17 protein-coding genes are annotated in these 14,910 nt (G+C 51.9%); 1 reads left to right on the top strand and 16 read right to left on the bottom strand.

The genetic code is table 11. The annotated features are described in order from the left end of the window. Positions 1-48: 48 nt before the first annotated feature. On the bottom strand, positions 49-357 hold the full coding sequence (locus NYE33_RS16890; RefSeq protein WP_039300408.1) for a hypothetical protein: 309 nt from the start codon (positions 355-357) through the stop codon (positions 49-51). Positions 358-476: 119 nt separating this feature from the next. Further along, positions 477-1,136, bottom strand: a complete 660-nt coding sequence (locus NYE33_RS16885; protein WP_039300411.1) for a helix-turn-helix domain-containing protein — start codon at positions 1,134-1,136, stop codon at positions 477-479. 268 nt (positions 1,137-1,404) lie between these two features. Here NYE33_RS16885 and NYE33_RS16880 point away from each other — a divergent pair, with 268 nt between their 5' ends. Then, positions 1,405-1,776: a hypothetical protein gene (locus NYE33_RS16880; RefSeq protein ID WP_042138717.1), complete on the top strand. Its 372-nt coding sequence runs from the start codon at positions 1,405-1,407 to the stop codon at positions 1,774-1,776. Positions 1,777-1,841: 65 nt separating this feature from the next. On the opposite strand, the gene NYE33_RS16875 is transcribed toward NYE33_RS16880, so the two are convergent. The 14 genes from NYE33_RS16875 to NYE33_RS16810 all read right to left on the bottom strand — a co-directional run bounded on the left by NYE33_RS16875 (position 1,842) and on the right by NYE33_RS16810 (position 14,901). Beyond that, positions 1,842-2,282 (bottom strand): copper amine oxidase N-terminal domain-containing protein, encoded by a 441-nt coding sequence (locus tag NYE33_RS16875; RefSeq protein ID WP_076245583.1) that lies wholly within the window; start codon positions 2,280-2,282, stop codon positions 1,842-1,844. A gap of 204 nt (positions 2,283-2,486) precedes the next feature. Next, positions 2,487-3,305 carry a sporulation transcription factor Spo0A gene (spo0A, locus tag NYE33_RS16870; RefSeq protein ID WP_042138725.1) on the bottom strand — a complete coding sequence of 273 codons (819 nt, stop codon included), beginning with the start codon at positions 3,303-3,305 and terminating at the stop codon, positions 2,487-2,489. 171 nt (positions 3,306-3,476) lie between these two features. Next, positions 3,477-4,586, bottom strand: coding sequence for a SpoIVB peptidase (spoIVB, locus tag NYE33_RS16865; protein ID WP_256703938.1), 1,110 nt, complete (start codon positions 4,584-4,586; stop codon positions 3,477-3,479). A 138-nt stretch (positions 4,587-4,724) separates the two neighbouring features. Further along, positions 4,725-6,452 (bottom strand): DNA repair protein RecN, encoded by a 1,728-nt coding sequence (recN, locus tag NYE33_RS16860; RefSeq protein WP_341066732.1) that lies wholly within the window; start codon positions 6,450-6,452, stop codon positions 4,725-4,727. A gap of 56 nt (positions 6,453-6,508) precedes the next feature. Next, positions 6,509-6,958, bottom strand: coding sequence for a transcriptional regulator AhrC/ArgR (gene ahrC, locus NYE33_RS16855; RefSeq protein ID WP_039300423.1), 450 nt, complete (start codon positions 6,956-6,958; stop codon positions 6,509-6,511). A 28-nt stretch (positions 6,959-6,986) separates the two neighbouring features. Further along, positions 6,987-7,580: a hypothetical protein gene (locus NYE33_RS16850; protein WP_341066731.1), complete on the bottom strand. Its 594-nt coding sequence runs from the start codon at positions 7,578-7,580 to the stop codon at positions 6,987-6,989. Positions 7,581-7,677: 97 nt separating this feature from the next. Continuing rightward, a complete protein-coding gene (locus tag NYE33_RS16845) occupies positions 7,678-8,577 on the bottom strand; it encodes a TlyA family RNA methyltransferase (protein ID WP_042138728.1) in 900 nt (299 codons plus the stop codon). Between the two features lie 41 nt (positions 8,578-8,618). Next, a complete protein-coding gene (dxs, locus tag NYE33_RS16840) occupies positions 8,619-10,532 on the bottom strand; it encodes a 1-deoxy-D-xylulose-5-phosphate synthase (protein WP_042138729.1) in 1,914 nt (637 codons plus the stop codon). Between the two features lie 94 nt (positions 10,533-10,626). Further along, a complete protein-coding gene (locus NYE33_RS16835) occupies positions 10,627-11,574 on the bottom strand; it encodes a polyprenyl synthetase family protein (protein WP_341066730.1) in 948 nt (315 codons plus the stop codon). Further along, a complete protein-coding gene (xseB, locus tag NYE33_RS16830) occupies positions 11,561-11,818 on the bottom strand; it encodes an exodeoxyribonuclease VII small subunit (RefSeq protein ID WP_039300434.1) in 258 nt (85 codons plus the stop codon). The genes NYE33_RS16835 and xseB overlap by 14 nt, the downstream gene beginning before the upstream one ends. After that, positions 11,790-13,175 (bottom strand): exodeoxyribonuclease VII large subunit, encoded by a 1,386-nt coding sequence (gene xseA, locus NYE33_RS16825; RefSeq protein WP_076245595.1) that lies wholly within the window; start codon positions 13,173-13,175, stop codon positions 11,790-11,792. Before xseA ends, xseB begins: the two co-directional genes overlap by 29 nt. Positions 13,176-13,184: 9 nt before the next feature. Next, a complete protein-coding gene (gene folD, locus NYE33_RS16820; RefSeq protein WP_042237848.1) occupies positions 13,185-14,042 on the bottom strand; it encodes a bifunctional methylenetetrahydrofolate dehydrogenase/methenyltetrahydrofolate cyclohydrolase FolD in 858 nt (285 codons plus the stop codon). A gap of 31 nt (positions 14,043-14,073) precedes the next feature. Then, on the bottom strand, positions 14,074-14,523 hold the full coding sequence (gene nusB / locus NYE33_RS16815; protein ID WP_042138733.1) for a transcription antitermination factor NusB: 450 nt from the start codon (positions 14,521-14,523) through the stop codon (positions 14,074-14,076). A 144-nt stretch (positions 14,524-14,667) separates the two neighbouring features. Further along, the gene (locus NYE33_RS16810) at positions 14,668-14,901 is read right to left on the bottom strand and encodes a DUF2273 domain-containing protein (RefSeq protein ID WP_042138734.1); all 234 of its coding nucleotides are present in this window, start codon (positions 14,899-14,901) and stop codon (positions 14,668-14,670) included. Positions 14,902-14,910: the final 9 nt, after the last annotated feature.

The raw sequence follows: 14,910 nt of genomic DNA, 5'->3' as shown, positions 1-14,910 counted from the left end.
ATCCTCCACATACGTGCGGGGATGGTTTTTATGTTGGTACGCAAGGATCTACTCGATGAATTCTGTTTTGAAGACATTTTCCAGCTTGCCGCCGAGTCTCTTCTTCAGCGGAACCTTGATATCGCGGCCCAGCTCTTTGAAGAACGTATCCACATCGCATTTCACATTCTGCGCCAGGGCAATGATCGTACCGTCGCCTACGATATTCTGATTCACTTCAAGAGGCACATCCACTTCAATATCGTATTTCTTAGTAAGTGTTTTGATGTATCTTGCAAAGATCTCCAACAGCTCATCGTTATTGAAATTCTCGATTGCAGCTTTACCTTTGCTGGTAAACTTCATATTGATTCTCATGATTCGTATCCCCTTTTCTGTCTAACCATTTGTAGTTGTTTATGGATCAAGATGAATAGATGGCTGCAAGAAAGGGCAACATTATTCATTTTTGACAACAAGCTGAGCTAGGCCCTTCTTCACTTATACACGCCCTTGATCTGCTGAACTTTGAACTGGGTGAATTCCTTCAATGACTGGATAACCTGGTCCTGCTCTTCTTCCTTCAGCTCATAGATGCATTCGCGCAGCCATTCTCCGAACAAATAGGCCTGACGCCCTTTGCGGGGCTGTTTGCGGAGGCTGTCCAGACTTCCCTCGAATTTATCGTTCAGGACATCGGTCAGGTTATATTTCTCGATCTTCTCTATTACCATTCCTGCCCCATATTCCGTTTCATAAACGATAACTTCGTCAGAATCAAACGAAACATATGACGTTTCTTTGTCTTCCTTAGCCCGGAACTCCTTCAGCTTGTTAAACGCCGTTTCATAGATGTAATCCTGGGACTGATTATGCTGCGGCAGCTTGTAGCCCTGCTTGAGAGTCTTAATGTATTCAATGTCAGGCATGTAGTCCGCCAAATGATACATCCGGTTCTTAAGATCCCCCCCGAGCGCCTCAATGATCTTGTCCAGGTTATCTTTAAGCGGAATACTCTCTCCCCGTTCAATCTTGCTAAGCTGTGAATAGCTGATGCCGCTCTTCTCTTCAAGCCCTCGTAAGGTCAAACCTCGAGCTTTGCGGAAGTGCCGGATGAAATTCCCCAGCTCATCGGGATAGTTATCGAAATCGTTCATAGGAGCCACCTCTACCTATATCATAACACAAGATAACAATTTGTGTTTCATTATAACAATTGTTTGTGTAAATTCTTTAGGCAGAATCAATAAAAACTCCATTATTAGCACTCAGAGCAGCTAAACCTAAGGCTAAATCCGCTCTAAATGGTGGTAATTCCCATAACTGTGAACTGATCTGTTTTGATTTCCTTATTCTCTCAAATACCCCGCATTATTATCCGATAAAGACTAATGTAAAATCAAAATCACTACTGGGGGAATTATCATGTCTTACACCATGGAAGTAAATGTAGCAAAAAATCAGGTGATTGTTAGAGCCTATGGCCTCACCGAAGGTGACGTGCCTGCATACATAGCTGATTTCGAGAATGCTCTGAAGAAACTGAAACCGGGATTCACCGGCGTAACCGATGTAACGGGATCCCCGACTGTACTGTCTCCGGAAGTAGCAGCTTTGCTTGCTCCGACGGGCGACCTGGCAATTGCCGCAGGTGTCGGCGGCTGGGTCTACGTTGCAGATTCCCCGGTATGGAAAATGCAAATGAAGCGCTTGTTCGGTAAATTCGCTGTTCACTACCCGACCTATGAAGAAGCAGATGCTTACCTGAACGGCTTGTCTAACCAGTCGATCCACTAAAAAAACAGACAAAAGGTGATTCCGGACCGGTTGGGTTGGGGATCACCTTTTTTTAATTTAAACGATTATTCAGGAAAGCTAATGTAGATTGAGGCATCATCGTTTGTTTTATTCCATTGAACCGCTGCCCCTAATGCTTCAGAGACAAACCTCAGATTAACGTAAAATATATTGTTGCTCGGTTCTAAGGTCGGAACCTGAGTTAAAGCAACCTTTTCTCCATTAATAACTCCATCATGAGAATTATGTGTTAATTTAATGACCGTCCCCTCTTTCGTTGCAGTTACTGTTTTCGTAACATTATCCCATTCAATGCTCATTCCATATTTCTCAAAGATCGGCCGCATAGGGACCAGTGTCGTGCCCAGAGATGATACATTAGCATAAATATCTAATTTATCATTATTAATATAAATGCCCGGATGTTCTCTTGAAGCAAATGTACTTGTTACACCAAATACCATTGAAAGAACTGTTATACACATGAATAATCTTAATGTTTTCATAATAGTCTCCTTTAATTTAAGAATACTATATAATTACACCTTTATTTTCCATATCCATCATTTTATTTTATATCATTGCTCCAAAAAAACTCCCTCAAGGGATTTGCATACCCATGAAGGAGTGTTTTGTACATATTCTCTGCAGAAACTGATTGACTCATCGGTTCCCCGTTAACCCTTTCACGTATCCTGATCCTTACCCCTTCAAGACACCTTATGCTCAATCCGCAGCTTGTCGGCTACCATGGCAATAAATTCCGAGTTAGTTGGCTTGGATTTGGAGATATTAATGGTATAGCCGAACAGATGGCTGATGCTGTCGATGTTGCCGCGGGTCCAGGCGACTTCGATCGCATGGCGGATGGCGCGCTCCACGCGTGAAGGCGTTGTCTTGAATTTCTCGGCAATGGCAGGGTAGAGCGTCTTGGTGATGGCACCCAGAATCTCGATATTGTTGTAGACCATGGTGATGGCTTCACGCAGGTACTGATAACCTTTAATATGCGCAGGTACGCCGATTTCATGAATGATCGATGTAATATTGGCATCCAGATTCTTTCCTTTGGACAAAGGTACCACATTACTGGAAGATCTGGAACTCGAATAGCCGGACATGCTGGCAGAAGTGCTCATGCTGCCTTGGGCGCCCACAAGCTGACGCACGCGGTTCGCCAGAACCTCCATATCGAACGGCTTCAAAATATAATAAGATGCTCCTAGCTGAACAGCTCTTTGGGTGATGTTCTCCTGGCCGAAAGCGGTCAGCATGATGATCTTCGGCTGCGGGTTCAGATCCATATCGCGCAGGCGTTCCAGAACGCCAAGGCCATCCAGATGCGGCATGATGATATCAAGAATAAGGACATCGGGAACTTTGCGTGCTCCGCTCAGCATTTGAAGCACTTCTTCACCATTATAGGCAATGCCTGTCACGGTCATATCTTCCTGTTCGGTAATGTACTCGGCAAGCAAGTTAGTGAACTCCCTGTTATCATCGGCCAACAACACTTCAATATTCTGCACTGGCTGCTTCCTCCTTATTATCTTCTCTCCCTTAAGTTTTCGACATGAAGATTGAATATCCTTCTGTCGAAAATTATTTTTCTTTATTTTTTTTCGGCGTTGATTTATAATTAAATATTTTGTTTCACGATTCGATGTTTCTCGCTGGCCTTCGACAAAAAAATCTTAAGGCTAAACCGCCTTAAGATTGTAGGGAAGCAAATTCTCTTGTTGCACCACACCGGAGTCACGAAGCATCCATTCGATGAAGCAGCCGTAACCCGACTTGGGATCATTGACGAATACGTGGGTAACTGCACCGATCAGCCGGCCATTCTGGACAATCGGGCTGCCGCTCATCCCCTGAACAATCCCGCCGGTCTTATCAATCAGACGGGAATCGGTGATGCGCAGGACCATGCCTTTGGTCGCCGGAGTCTGCTGGCGGGCCACATGAATGATCTCCACATTGAAACGCTCCACCTGCTGACCATCGACTACTGTAAGAATCTGTGCCGGGCCTTCCTTCACTTCAGCGCTCATTGCAACGGGTATCGGTTCCTGGTACAGGCTGTGCTCCGGATTGCGGGTCATTTTGCCGAAAATTCCGAAATCCGTATTGCTCTCCACATTACCGAGAACCTGGCTTTCCTTCAGAAAATGAGCCCGTTTCTCCCCAGGATCGCCATCCTGGCTTTTGGAAATGGAGGTTACACTGGACTGCACGATATGGCCGCTGCCGACAACAATCGGCGTGCCGGTGTTCATGTCGGTAATGACATGCCCCAGAGCACCGTATACGCCTTGTTTTGGAGCATAGAAAGTCAGGGTACCCACACCTGCCGCGGAATCGCGAATGTAGAGCCCCAGTCTCCATACCTTGTCATTGCGGTCATACGCGGGTTTTAGCTGAGCTTTGTGCTCTTTGCCGCTGCGTTTGTACACAATACTTAAGGAATCATTGCTTTTGCCGGCACGTTCCACAAGCTTTGCTACCTTCGATACCTCGTCCAGCTTGACCCCATTAATGGAGGTCATCAGATCACCAGGCATCAGTCCGCTGTTCTCGCCGGGTGAAATCTTGGACTGCTCCGATACTTCAATCAGATGATGGCCCACAACCAGAACCCCTGCTGACTTCACTTTCACGCCAATCGTCTGACCTCCCGGGATGACTCTAAGCTCGTTGTCATTCCCCTGAACCGCTTTATGCGGCTGATGTTCCAGCGGTGCTGCAAAGCTCTGTTGAGGTCCCGTTATACCTGATAAGCTGAGAAAGAAGGCAAATAAAAGGCCGGGCATTAACTTCCTGAGGTTCGGCTTCAATGGCTGTCACGCTCCCTTTTGCTTCTTTCGCTTGACGAAAAAGGTGGTCGCCAATTGCGTACCTATAAGATAACCTTGCCCCCAGGCTTTTATTACTGTCAATCATTGTCCCGCTTACCCAGCAGCAGCTTTGCTGGCCTCAGCCAAACCGAGCATTTCCTGTGCGTGATGCAATGTTTTTTCGGTAATTTCCACACCACCCAGCATACGGGCCAGCTCCAGCACCCGGCCTTCCGCCGAGAGGGAGTCCACTTCGGTCATCGTGCGTCCGTCTTCGACTTTTTTGACAATCAGATATTGATGATCCGCCATACAGGCCACCTGCGGCAAGTGAGTAATGGAGAACACCTGACAGGTGGAGGACAGCTTGTATAATTTATCCGCAATGGATTGTGCCGCGCGCCCGCTGACACCGGTATCCACTTCATCGAAGATCAGGACAGGAATGGCGTCATGCCGGGCAAAAATGCTCTTCATCGCCAGCATGATGCGGGACAGCTCACCGCCGGAGGCGATTTTGCCCAGCGGCCGCAGCGGCTCGCCCGGGTTCGGGGAGATCATGAACTCTGCGCTGTCGATCCCCTGCCGGGTCAGACGGTAACGCCGGTCCTGATACTCAATACCGCGCGGGTCTTCGAGCGTATCCATTTTGACCTGAAGCGAAGTCCGCTCCATCTGCAGATCCTTCAGCTCACCTTCCACTTGGGAAGCGAGATCCGTGGCACACTGGCGGCGTGCCGTGCTGAGCGCTCCGGCGGCTTTCATTAAAGTGCCGAGCAGGCCATCGCGTTTGGCCGTCAATTTCTCAATGTATTCGTCCTTATTCTCCAGAAGATCGGTCTCCCGGTGAATCTGCTCATAATACGCCAGAATCTGCTCTACACTATCCCCGTATTTGCGCCGCAGCCCTGTGATCAGATCCAGACGGTTCTCAATTTCCTCCAGCCTCGCCGGATTGAACTCGATCTCTTCGCGGTAGTCACGCAACTGGAAAGCCGCATCCTCCAGCTGGTAATACGACGACTGCAGCTGCTCGAACACAGCTCTCAGGCCCTTCTCATCATAACGGATCGCATCCTCCAGCTTGGAGATGACACTCCCGATGGATTCCAGCCCTTGCCTGTCATACAGCAGCTCGTATGCGCCGGATACTGAATCCATCATTTTCTCACTGTGGGATAGTTTGACCCTTTCTTCGTCAAGTAATTCATCTTCTCCCGGTTTTAATCCTGCAGCAGAAATTTCCTCCAGCTGAAAACGGTACAAATCAAGCATTTGATACGCTTTTTGACTGGATTCCTGAAGTTCCCGGAGTTCTTTTTCCACTTTGGCGAAGGCCGTATATTTCTCCTGGTAGTCAGCTTTGAGCGGGCCAATCACAGCTTCGCCGTAAGTATCCAGCAGCCCCAGATGACGTTCAGCCTTCAGCAGGTTCTGATGCTCATGCTGCCCGTGGATATTCACCAGCTGTTCACCGATTTCCCGCAGCATGCTGAGATTGACCATCTGTCCGTTCACCCGTGAAGTGCTTTTGCCTTGAGAGGTAATCTCCCGGCGGATCACCAGGTGCTCTTCGCGTTCTGCTCCAATGCCAAGCCGTTCCAGCGTATCCCAGACCGGATGGGTTCCCGGCAGGCTGAAAAGCGCTTCCATTTCTGCCTTTTCACACCCATACCGGATAGAGTCCGCAGAACCGCGGCCCCCGGCAATGAGTGCAAGCGCATCGATAATAATCGATTTCCCTGCCCCCGTCTCCCCTGTAAGAACATGAAAGCCGGGATAAAAATGCACATCCACCGCCTCAACGACGGCCAGATTGCGGATTGATAACGTGTCTAACACGAATACAGCACCTCCGAAAAGATGATCCCTTATTTAAGTGTAAAAGTGTGATGAAGTTACGAGATGTAACCCATAATTTGTGCAATAACGCCTTTGCTGTCCTCAGGCTGGCGGCAGATAATCAGAATAGTGTCATCGCCCGAGATGGTGCCCATAATTTGCGGCCAGTCAATATTATCAATCAGTGCAGCCACAGAATTGGCTGTTCCCGGAAGACATTTCATAACCACAAGGTTGGCGGAGAAATCGATCTGCACAAAATTATCCACCAGCACCCGCTTGAGCTTCTGGGTCGGATTATAGCGCTGGTCAGTCGGCAGGGAGTATTTGTAGCGCCCGTCATCCATCGGCACCTTAATCAGCAGCAGTTCCTTGATATCACGGGATACTGTAGCCTGGGTAACCTGAAATCCGGATTCACGCAGAGCCTCCACCAGATCATCCTGGGTCTCGATCTCCCTCTGCGTAATAATTTCTCTTATTTTGATGTGCCTGTGTCCCTTCATTGTTGCCTCCCGTATTTATAAGTTGATCTCAATTGGATTCACCATCGTCTTTGCCTAACTTAATCACATGAATTGCTGAATTCACCGTATCCACGTACAGCACACCGCTGCAATCCGGATAAATTAGCAGATAAGGAAGCAAAGTGTCGCGAAGTCCGCTGCCGGTGAACTCAAGCCCTTTGCGCGGCCGGGACAGAATAACCAGATAGAAATGCTCCTCATCTTTGCTGGCCACATAATCAATGAACAGCCTGCTGTACATCGGTGCCCCGTTCACTTGAAAGGACAAAGGAATCTTCAGCTTGCCGCCAATGACCTCGTAACCGGCATCCTCTAATAATCCGATGGACGGATGAGGCTGAATAATGGTATTGATCGGCACCCGGTCCTTCATGAACGATCTTGGGGAACCTTGGAGCCAGATGTAGATCCGGTAAACGATAAAGATTGCCGCTGCCAGTCCAATGAGTGCTACAACGGCCTTGTCAGAGCTCGCCACTCCCATCACCTCGGTGAATCTATTCGCGTGAAGGCAGGCGAAATCCTGCTTGAGGGGAATAACAGAGCCTGATCCGGCAGCAAAAGGTTGAAGCTGACTGCAGATGAAGCGTTGCCTGCTCAAGTTCATTAATTATAACGTATAACACCGCTTGAAGCATGTATATTGCAGGCAGAAAACGGCAGATGATTTAATTCTTTATTTTTGCAGCAAAAGAAACTCATCGTTTAGATGAGTTTCCATTGTTCGTAGCGCTAAAGGTTGCATTCGCTTCCTTGATTACGGATTCGGCAAGCGCGGCGAAAGGATTCGGCTGTGCTTCAGCCGGGAAAAGCTGCTGTTCGTGCTGTTCATCCGGAGAGTTATCTACTGCTTCAGGCAGCAGCTTCCAGTGAGCCAGGAATTCAATATTGCCTTCCCCTCCCGTAATTGGAGAGAAGGTCAGCCCTTCCAGCTTATAGCCCAGCCCGGCCGCCATAGACAGCACATTAACAAGCACCTCTTTGTGAACGGCGGATTCGCGGACTACACCGGATTTGCCCACCTTTTCCCGTCCAGCCTCGAACTGCGGCTTGATCAGCGCAGCGATATCGGCCGGGCGGTTCAGGAGCGCCATCAGCGGCGGCAGAATAATCTTCAGTGAAATAAAGGACACATCAATACTGGCAAAATCAGGTACCGGCCCCTTCAGGTCAGGCGGGGTCATGTAGCGGAAGTTGGTCTGCTCCATTACGGTTACCCGCTCGTCGTTGCGCAGGCTCCAGTCCAGCTGGTTATGGCCGACATCAATAGCATACACATGTGCTGCCCCGTTCTGGAGCGCACAATCGGTGAAGCCTCCTGTAGAGGAGCCGATATCCAGCATATTCCTCCCGTTCAGGTCAATGCCGAACTGCCGCAGTGCCTTCTCCAGCTTCAGGCCGCCCCGGCTGACGTAGGGATGCACAGCTCCTTTGACTCTTAAGACAGAGCTGCGCAGCACCTTCATTCCCGGCTTCTCAATCCGTTCTTCATTCGCCAGCACAAGACCCGCCATGATTGCTGCCTTGGCCTTCTCACGGCTGTCGTAGAAGCCTTGCTCAACTAACAGTACATCTATACGTTCTTTAGGGTGTTCCATGTTCATCTCCTGGTCACTTGGGTCCGGCTTCCACCCTGTACTCAGGAATTGGAAGTCGACTTGTAAGTATAAGTGCTTAGCGCCTTCATCGCCTTGATCCGCGTACACAAGGCTTCAACGGTGAGGCCGGTTTCCTGGCGCTGCTCCTTGATCGAACCATGCTCAACGAAGATATCCGGCACGCCCATCAAGTGGACACGTGCATCATAAATCTCATGTTCCGCATAGAATTCGAGCACAGCACTGCCAAGACTGCCAGCCTGGCTGGCTTCTTCAAGCACAACCATGCTGGTTCCGGCATGAGCCAGTTCAAGCAGCATGGTATTATCCAGCGGCTTCAGGAATCGGGCGTTCACTACGCTAACCTGAATGCCTTCACGCTTCAGCAGCTCAGCTGCCTCCTCGGCTAACTGAACCATCGGGCCGCAGGCCAGCACTGCGTAATCATCCCCCGGACGCAGACGCTCCCAGGAGCCGATAGGCAGACAACGCAGTTCGGCATCTACAGCCGCCCCGGTGCCCTCAATCCGCGGATAACGGTAAGCGATTGGTCCGTCATTGTATTCCAGTGCCGTCTTCATCATATGGCGCAGCTCATTCTCATCCTTAGGCATCATAAGCACTATATTCGGGATGTGCCGCATGAACGCTATATCATATACCCCTTGATGGGTCTCCCCGTCCGCTCCGACAAAACCGGCACGGTCGATGGCAAACATTACATTGGCGTTATGTCTGCAGATATCATGGACAATCTGGTCATAGGCACGCTGCATAAAAGTGGAGTAGACGGCATAGACCGGCTTCATCCCCTCCATGGCCAGAGCGGCGCACAGCGTGGCCGCATGCTGCTCAGCGATACCGACATCGATCATCCGGTCCGGGAATTCCTTGGCGAACGGGAACAGGCCCGAGCCGCCCGGCATTGCCGGTGTGACCGCAATCAGTCTTGAATCCTGACGGCCCAGTTCAATCAGCGTCTCCCCGAATACTTCGGTATACATCGGGTGGCTGACAGCCTTCACAGCCTTAAGGGACTGGCCGGATTCAATTTTGTAGGGTGAGATCGCATGTGATTTATAGAAGTCCGTTTCGGCCGGCTTGTAGCCTTTGCCCTTCGTCGTCAGCACATGTACCAGCACAGGACCAGACACATTATCTGCCTGATGGAAGGTGTCAATCATTTTCTCCAGATCATGACCATCCACGGGTCCCAGATACGTGAATCCGAGCTCTTCGAACAGAACACCGGGAACGAGCATGTTCTTCAGGCCGTCCTTCACATTCTGCGCCGTCTTGGCCAGCCGCCCGCCAATCGCCGGGATTTTCTTGAGCAGGCCTTCCACTTCATCCTTCGCACGCAGATAATGGCGGTCCGAGCGGATTTTGCTCAAATAATTATGCATGGCTCCTACATTCGGTGCAATAGACATCTCATTGTCATTGAGGATAACCATCAGCTTGCGGCGTTCATGTCCAATATGGTTCAGCGCCTCAAAGGCCATCCCCCCGGTAAGCGCACCGTCCCCGATCACAGCGATGACCCTATTGTCCTCGCCCTTCAAATCCCGGGCCATAGCCATACCCATTGCGGCAGACAAAGAGGTACTGCTGTGTCCGGCTTCCCAGACATCATGCTCGCTCTCCGAACGCTTCACAAAGCCGCATAAGCCGCCCTGCTTGCGCAGTGTATCAAACCGGTCTTGGCGGCCAGTCAGTATCTTGTGTACATACGCCTGATGACCGACGTCATATATCATCTTGTCCCGGGGACTGTCATAGCAGTAATGCAGGGCCAGCGTGAGCTCCACTACCCCCAGGTTGGATCCGAGATGCCCTCCGGTAACTGTAAGTTTGTCTATTAAAAACCGGCGGATTTCTTCCGCAAGGGCTGCCAGCTCCTCGACTGACAAAGATTTAAGTTGCTGAGGATCATTTATTTGTGGAAGCAGCACGAGTATTCCCCGCTTTCCTAGATGTTGTAAAATATAAACCCCATTATAACACAAACGAAACGGCTGTCGAAACACAGCCGTTTCCGAAATGTACCTAATGATCGCGTGACATCAAATAATCTGCAATTTCAAGCAGCCGGGTATGATCCTGAAATCCGCCCTCAAGGACCGCGCTGTGCGCTTCAGCGGTCAGCCGCTTCACCTCTTCACGCGAGGCTTCCAGGCCGATGAAGTAGGGATAGGTCACCTTTTGCTGCTTGATATCACTGCCGGTTTTTTTGCCCAGCTTGCTCTCATCGCCGACCAGATCAAGGATATCATCCTGAATCTGAAAAGCCAGGCCAATCTGCGTACCGAACTGGCGCAGCGCCTCCAGCTGACGCTCATCCGCACCGGCGATTCTGCCTCCCGCCAGCAGCGAGAAGATCATCAGATCGCCTGTCTTATGAAGATGGATATACTGAAGCTGATGCAGATCGGTTAAGCCCTGCTCGCCTTCCATATCGGCAACCTGCCCGCCGACCATTCCGCGCGGCCCGGCCATTTCGGCCAGATCCTCAACGATGGACAGCACATGCTCCGCCGGAACGCCAAATTTGCGTGAAGCTTGTACCACACTATAGAATGCATGCGTCAGCAGTGCATCCCCGGCCAGGATCGCCGCAGCTTCCCCGAAGACCTTGTGGTTCGTGAGCTTGCCGCGCCGGTAGTCGTCATTATCCATGGCCGGCAGATCATCATGAATCAATGAATAGGTATGCACCATTTCAATCGCTGCCGCTACGGGCAACGCAGCCTCACGGCTGCCGCCCAGGGCCTCACAGGCGGCGATGACCAGCAGCGGGCGCAGGCGTTTGCCTCCAGCCTGCAGCGAGTAGTCCATCGCCTCCCTGAGCACCTGAGGCACAGTCCACTGCGCAGGCAGGGTTGCCGTCAGTGCATCAGCGACCCAGTGGCCCACCTCTGCAATGTACTGTTCAAGCGGTTCGCGTCCGTGCGCTTCCGCTTCGCTGCTGCCCGGTTCCAGCTCAGAACGACTCATCGCCATCGCCTTCCAGCCGGGCTCCGAATGGCTTCTTGCGCAGCTCGCCATCCTCTACCGTAATCATCTCGATCTTGCGCTCTACCTGCTCCAGCTTGCTGCCGCAGAGCTGCGACAGCTTCATTCCCTGCTGGAATAAATCAATCGCCTTCTCCAGGGGAACGTCGCCATGCTCAAGCTCGCGTACGATTCCCTCCAGGCGCTCCATGGCTCCCTCAAAATCCAGTTCCGCTTCTTTTGCCATTCGTTTCAACATCCTCCTTCATTCCCCATACCTGGCAGTTTAGCTGTCCGTCATTAAGCTTTATGTTCACCTTATCGCCTACTTCAACTTCCTTCAGCGATTTGATTAAATGCTCTTCGTTCTCGTCGTACACGAGGCTGTAGCCCCGTGACATCACCTTGAGCGGGCTGAGCGCATCCAGATGGCGCAGCTCAGCCACATAGCGCGCGCGCTTATCCTGGAAGCGCGCCTGCATCGCCCCCGTCAGCTCACGGGTAAGGCTATCCGTGCGCCGGCGGGCAGCGCTGATGCTGCCTTGCGGATGGAAGCGCTGCAGGCTCTGATGCAGCAGCGCGCTGCGCCCCTGCGCGCGGCTGTGCCTTGCCTCGGCTGCGCGGACCAGGGCCGCGCGCAGCATGTCCAGCCGCTGCGCGTGCTGGGCCAGCTGCCGGCGCGGGCCGGCCAGCACCAGCGAGCGCTGCAGCGCCGCGAGGCGCTCGCCGCTGCGCTGGGAGCGGCGCAGCAGCCCTTGGCGCAGCCGCTGCTGGGCGGTGCGCAGCTGCCCGGCGAGCTCGGCTGCGCTCGGCACGGCAAGCTCCGCTGCCGCCGTAGGGGTTGCCGCACGGAGATCGGCGGCGAAGTCGGCGATCGTGAAGTCGGTCTCGTGGCCGACGGCCGAGATGACCGGAATTCTGGAGGCCGCAATCGCCCGGGCGACGGCCTCTTCATTGAAGGCCCAGAGCTCCTCCAGGGAGCCGCCGCCGCGCCCTACAATCAGCACATCGGCCTCGCCCATGGCGTTCAGGTTCTCGATGGCCTTCACAATGGAAGGGCCGGCGCCTTTACCCTGTACAAGCACGGGATAGAGCACCACCGCCACCTGCGGATAACGGCGCTGCAGGGTGATGATAATATCCCGCACTGCCGCTCCTGTCGGCGAGGTAACTACACCGATCACGCGCGGGAACCGCGGCAGCGGACGCTTGCGCGCCGCTGCGAACAGCCCCTCCTGCTCCAGCTTGCTCTTCAGCTGTTCGTAAGCCAGATACAGGCTGCCGATTCCGTCCGGCTGCATGTGGGTGGCGTAGAATTGATACTGCCCATCCCGTTCATAGACCGTCACGTTGCCTCTGGCGATGACCTTGGTTCCTTCCTTCGGTACAAAAGGCAGCCGCGAGTTATGTGAAGCAAACATGATCGCCTTGATCCGGCTGCTCTCATCCTTCAGTGTGAAATACATATGCCCGCTTCCGTGGTGGGTGAAATTCGATATTTCACCGCGGATCCATACATCGGAGAGCACCGCATCCGAATCCAGCTTCATGCGGATATACTTGTTAAGTTCCTTAATGGAGTAGACCTGCCGCTCTGCCGCCATAAGCTTAGCCTACTTCAGGCCGTGGCGGCGTTTGGCCGCGATCAGCGTGTTGCTCATCAGCATCGTGATCGTCATCGGCCCTACTCCGCCCGGCACAGGCGTAATAAACCCGGCGACTTCACGGGCACTCTCATAATCGACATCACCGGCAAGCTTGCCGGTATCCAGGCGGTTCATTCCGACATCTATGACAACTGCACCCGGCTTCACGAAGGAAGCATCGATGAAGTTAGCCCGGCCGATGGCAACTACCAGAATATCTGCCTGGCGGCTGAGTTCAGCCATATTCGCGGTGCGTGAATGACACATGGTAACCGTGGCATTCTCACGCTGCAGCAGCAGGGACACCGGCTTGCCGACAATATTGCTGCGGCCGATAACCACAGCATGCTTGCCGGAAATATCAGTGCCTGTCCGTTTGATCAATTCGATGACTCCCGCAGGGGTACAAGGGAGCAGACTGTCATCACCGATCACCAGGTTCCCTACATTGACCGGATGGAACCCGTCAACATCCTTCTCCACGGAAATGGCATTAATGACTGCCTTCTCTTCAATATGCTTCGGAAGCGGCAATTGCACGAGAATGCCGTCAATATCATCACGGCCGTTCAGATCAGCCACCAGAGCGAGCAGCTCCTCCTGGCTGGTTGCCGCATCTAGCCGGTGAACCTCGGAATGGAAGCCCAGCTCAATACATGATTTCTCCTTATTACGCACATAGACCTGAGAAGCCGGATCTTCACCGACCAGAACGACAGCAAGACCGGGCTTAACGCCACGTTCCGTAAGCTCTGCAACCTCCCGGGCAATGCTGATCCGAATTTCGTCCGATACCTGTTTACCGCTGATAATCGCTGCTGTCATGTAAGTCTCTCCCCTTTTGTCTATTTAACGATTACAGATCCGCTCTAAGCGTATCTACATCCTGAATCATCTTGCCGAGTACGCCGTTCACGAATTTACCGGAATCATCGGTGCCGAAATGCTTGGCCAGATCAATTGCCTCATTGACAGCTACCTTAGCCGGCACATCACTGGCAAAGATCATCTCGAACGTGGCCAGACGCAGAATCTGACGGTCAACACGGGACAGGCGGCTCATCTGCCAGCCTTTGAGGTAATGCTCCAGCATTTCGTCGATGGCCATTTTGTGCTCCCAGACTCCGTTTACATGGGCGATCACATAAGCCTTCAGCTCGGTCTCGTCAGTGATGACGCGTTCTGTTTCGTTCTCATCTGCAGCTTCCTCAATGAGCATTTCTACAGCCTCAGTAACTTCCACATCATTCATTTCCATCTGGTACAGGCTCTGGACAATAATTTCTCTCGCTAAACGTCTTTTCATTTGTTCCTCCTACAGTCTTTAACTAGCATACTTTGTATTTGAATTTCTTAAATCTTCTTACCAAAAAACCGCGCAGCCGTTCTTCCGCAGGTCAGCAACTCAAAGTAACGGGTTCCAGGCTTCCGGGAGAAAGACTATCGCGGTTCATTTGAAGGGACGCCAGCGTCCGGACAGCCGGCTCACGAGCTCCTGCCACTGAAACAGGGGAGCCTGTGCGGTATCCTTTCTTTTGCCAAGCGTATATCCGATGAACACTACCAGTGCAAAGAACAGCATATCCCAAAAACCGCTAATCAGATAAATCAGACCGAGAACGACCCCGAAGGTAACTCCGGCAATTCTACCCCCGTGACTTTCCCATACTTCTCTCCAAGACATAAGGGAAAC

Source organism: Paenibacillus sp. FSL R10-2199, from assembly GCF_038000235.1.
GTDB classification, from domain to species: domain Bacteria; phylum Bacillota; class Bacilli; order Paenibacillales; family Paenibacillaceae; genus Paenibacillus_AQ; species Paenibacillus_AQ phytohabitans.
The sequence above is the reverse complement of the archived record's forward strand: the minus strand, read 5'-3'. Positions and strand labels throughout refer to the sequence as shown.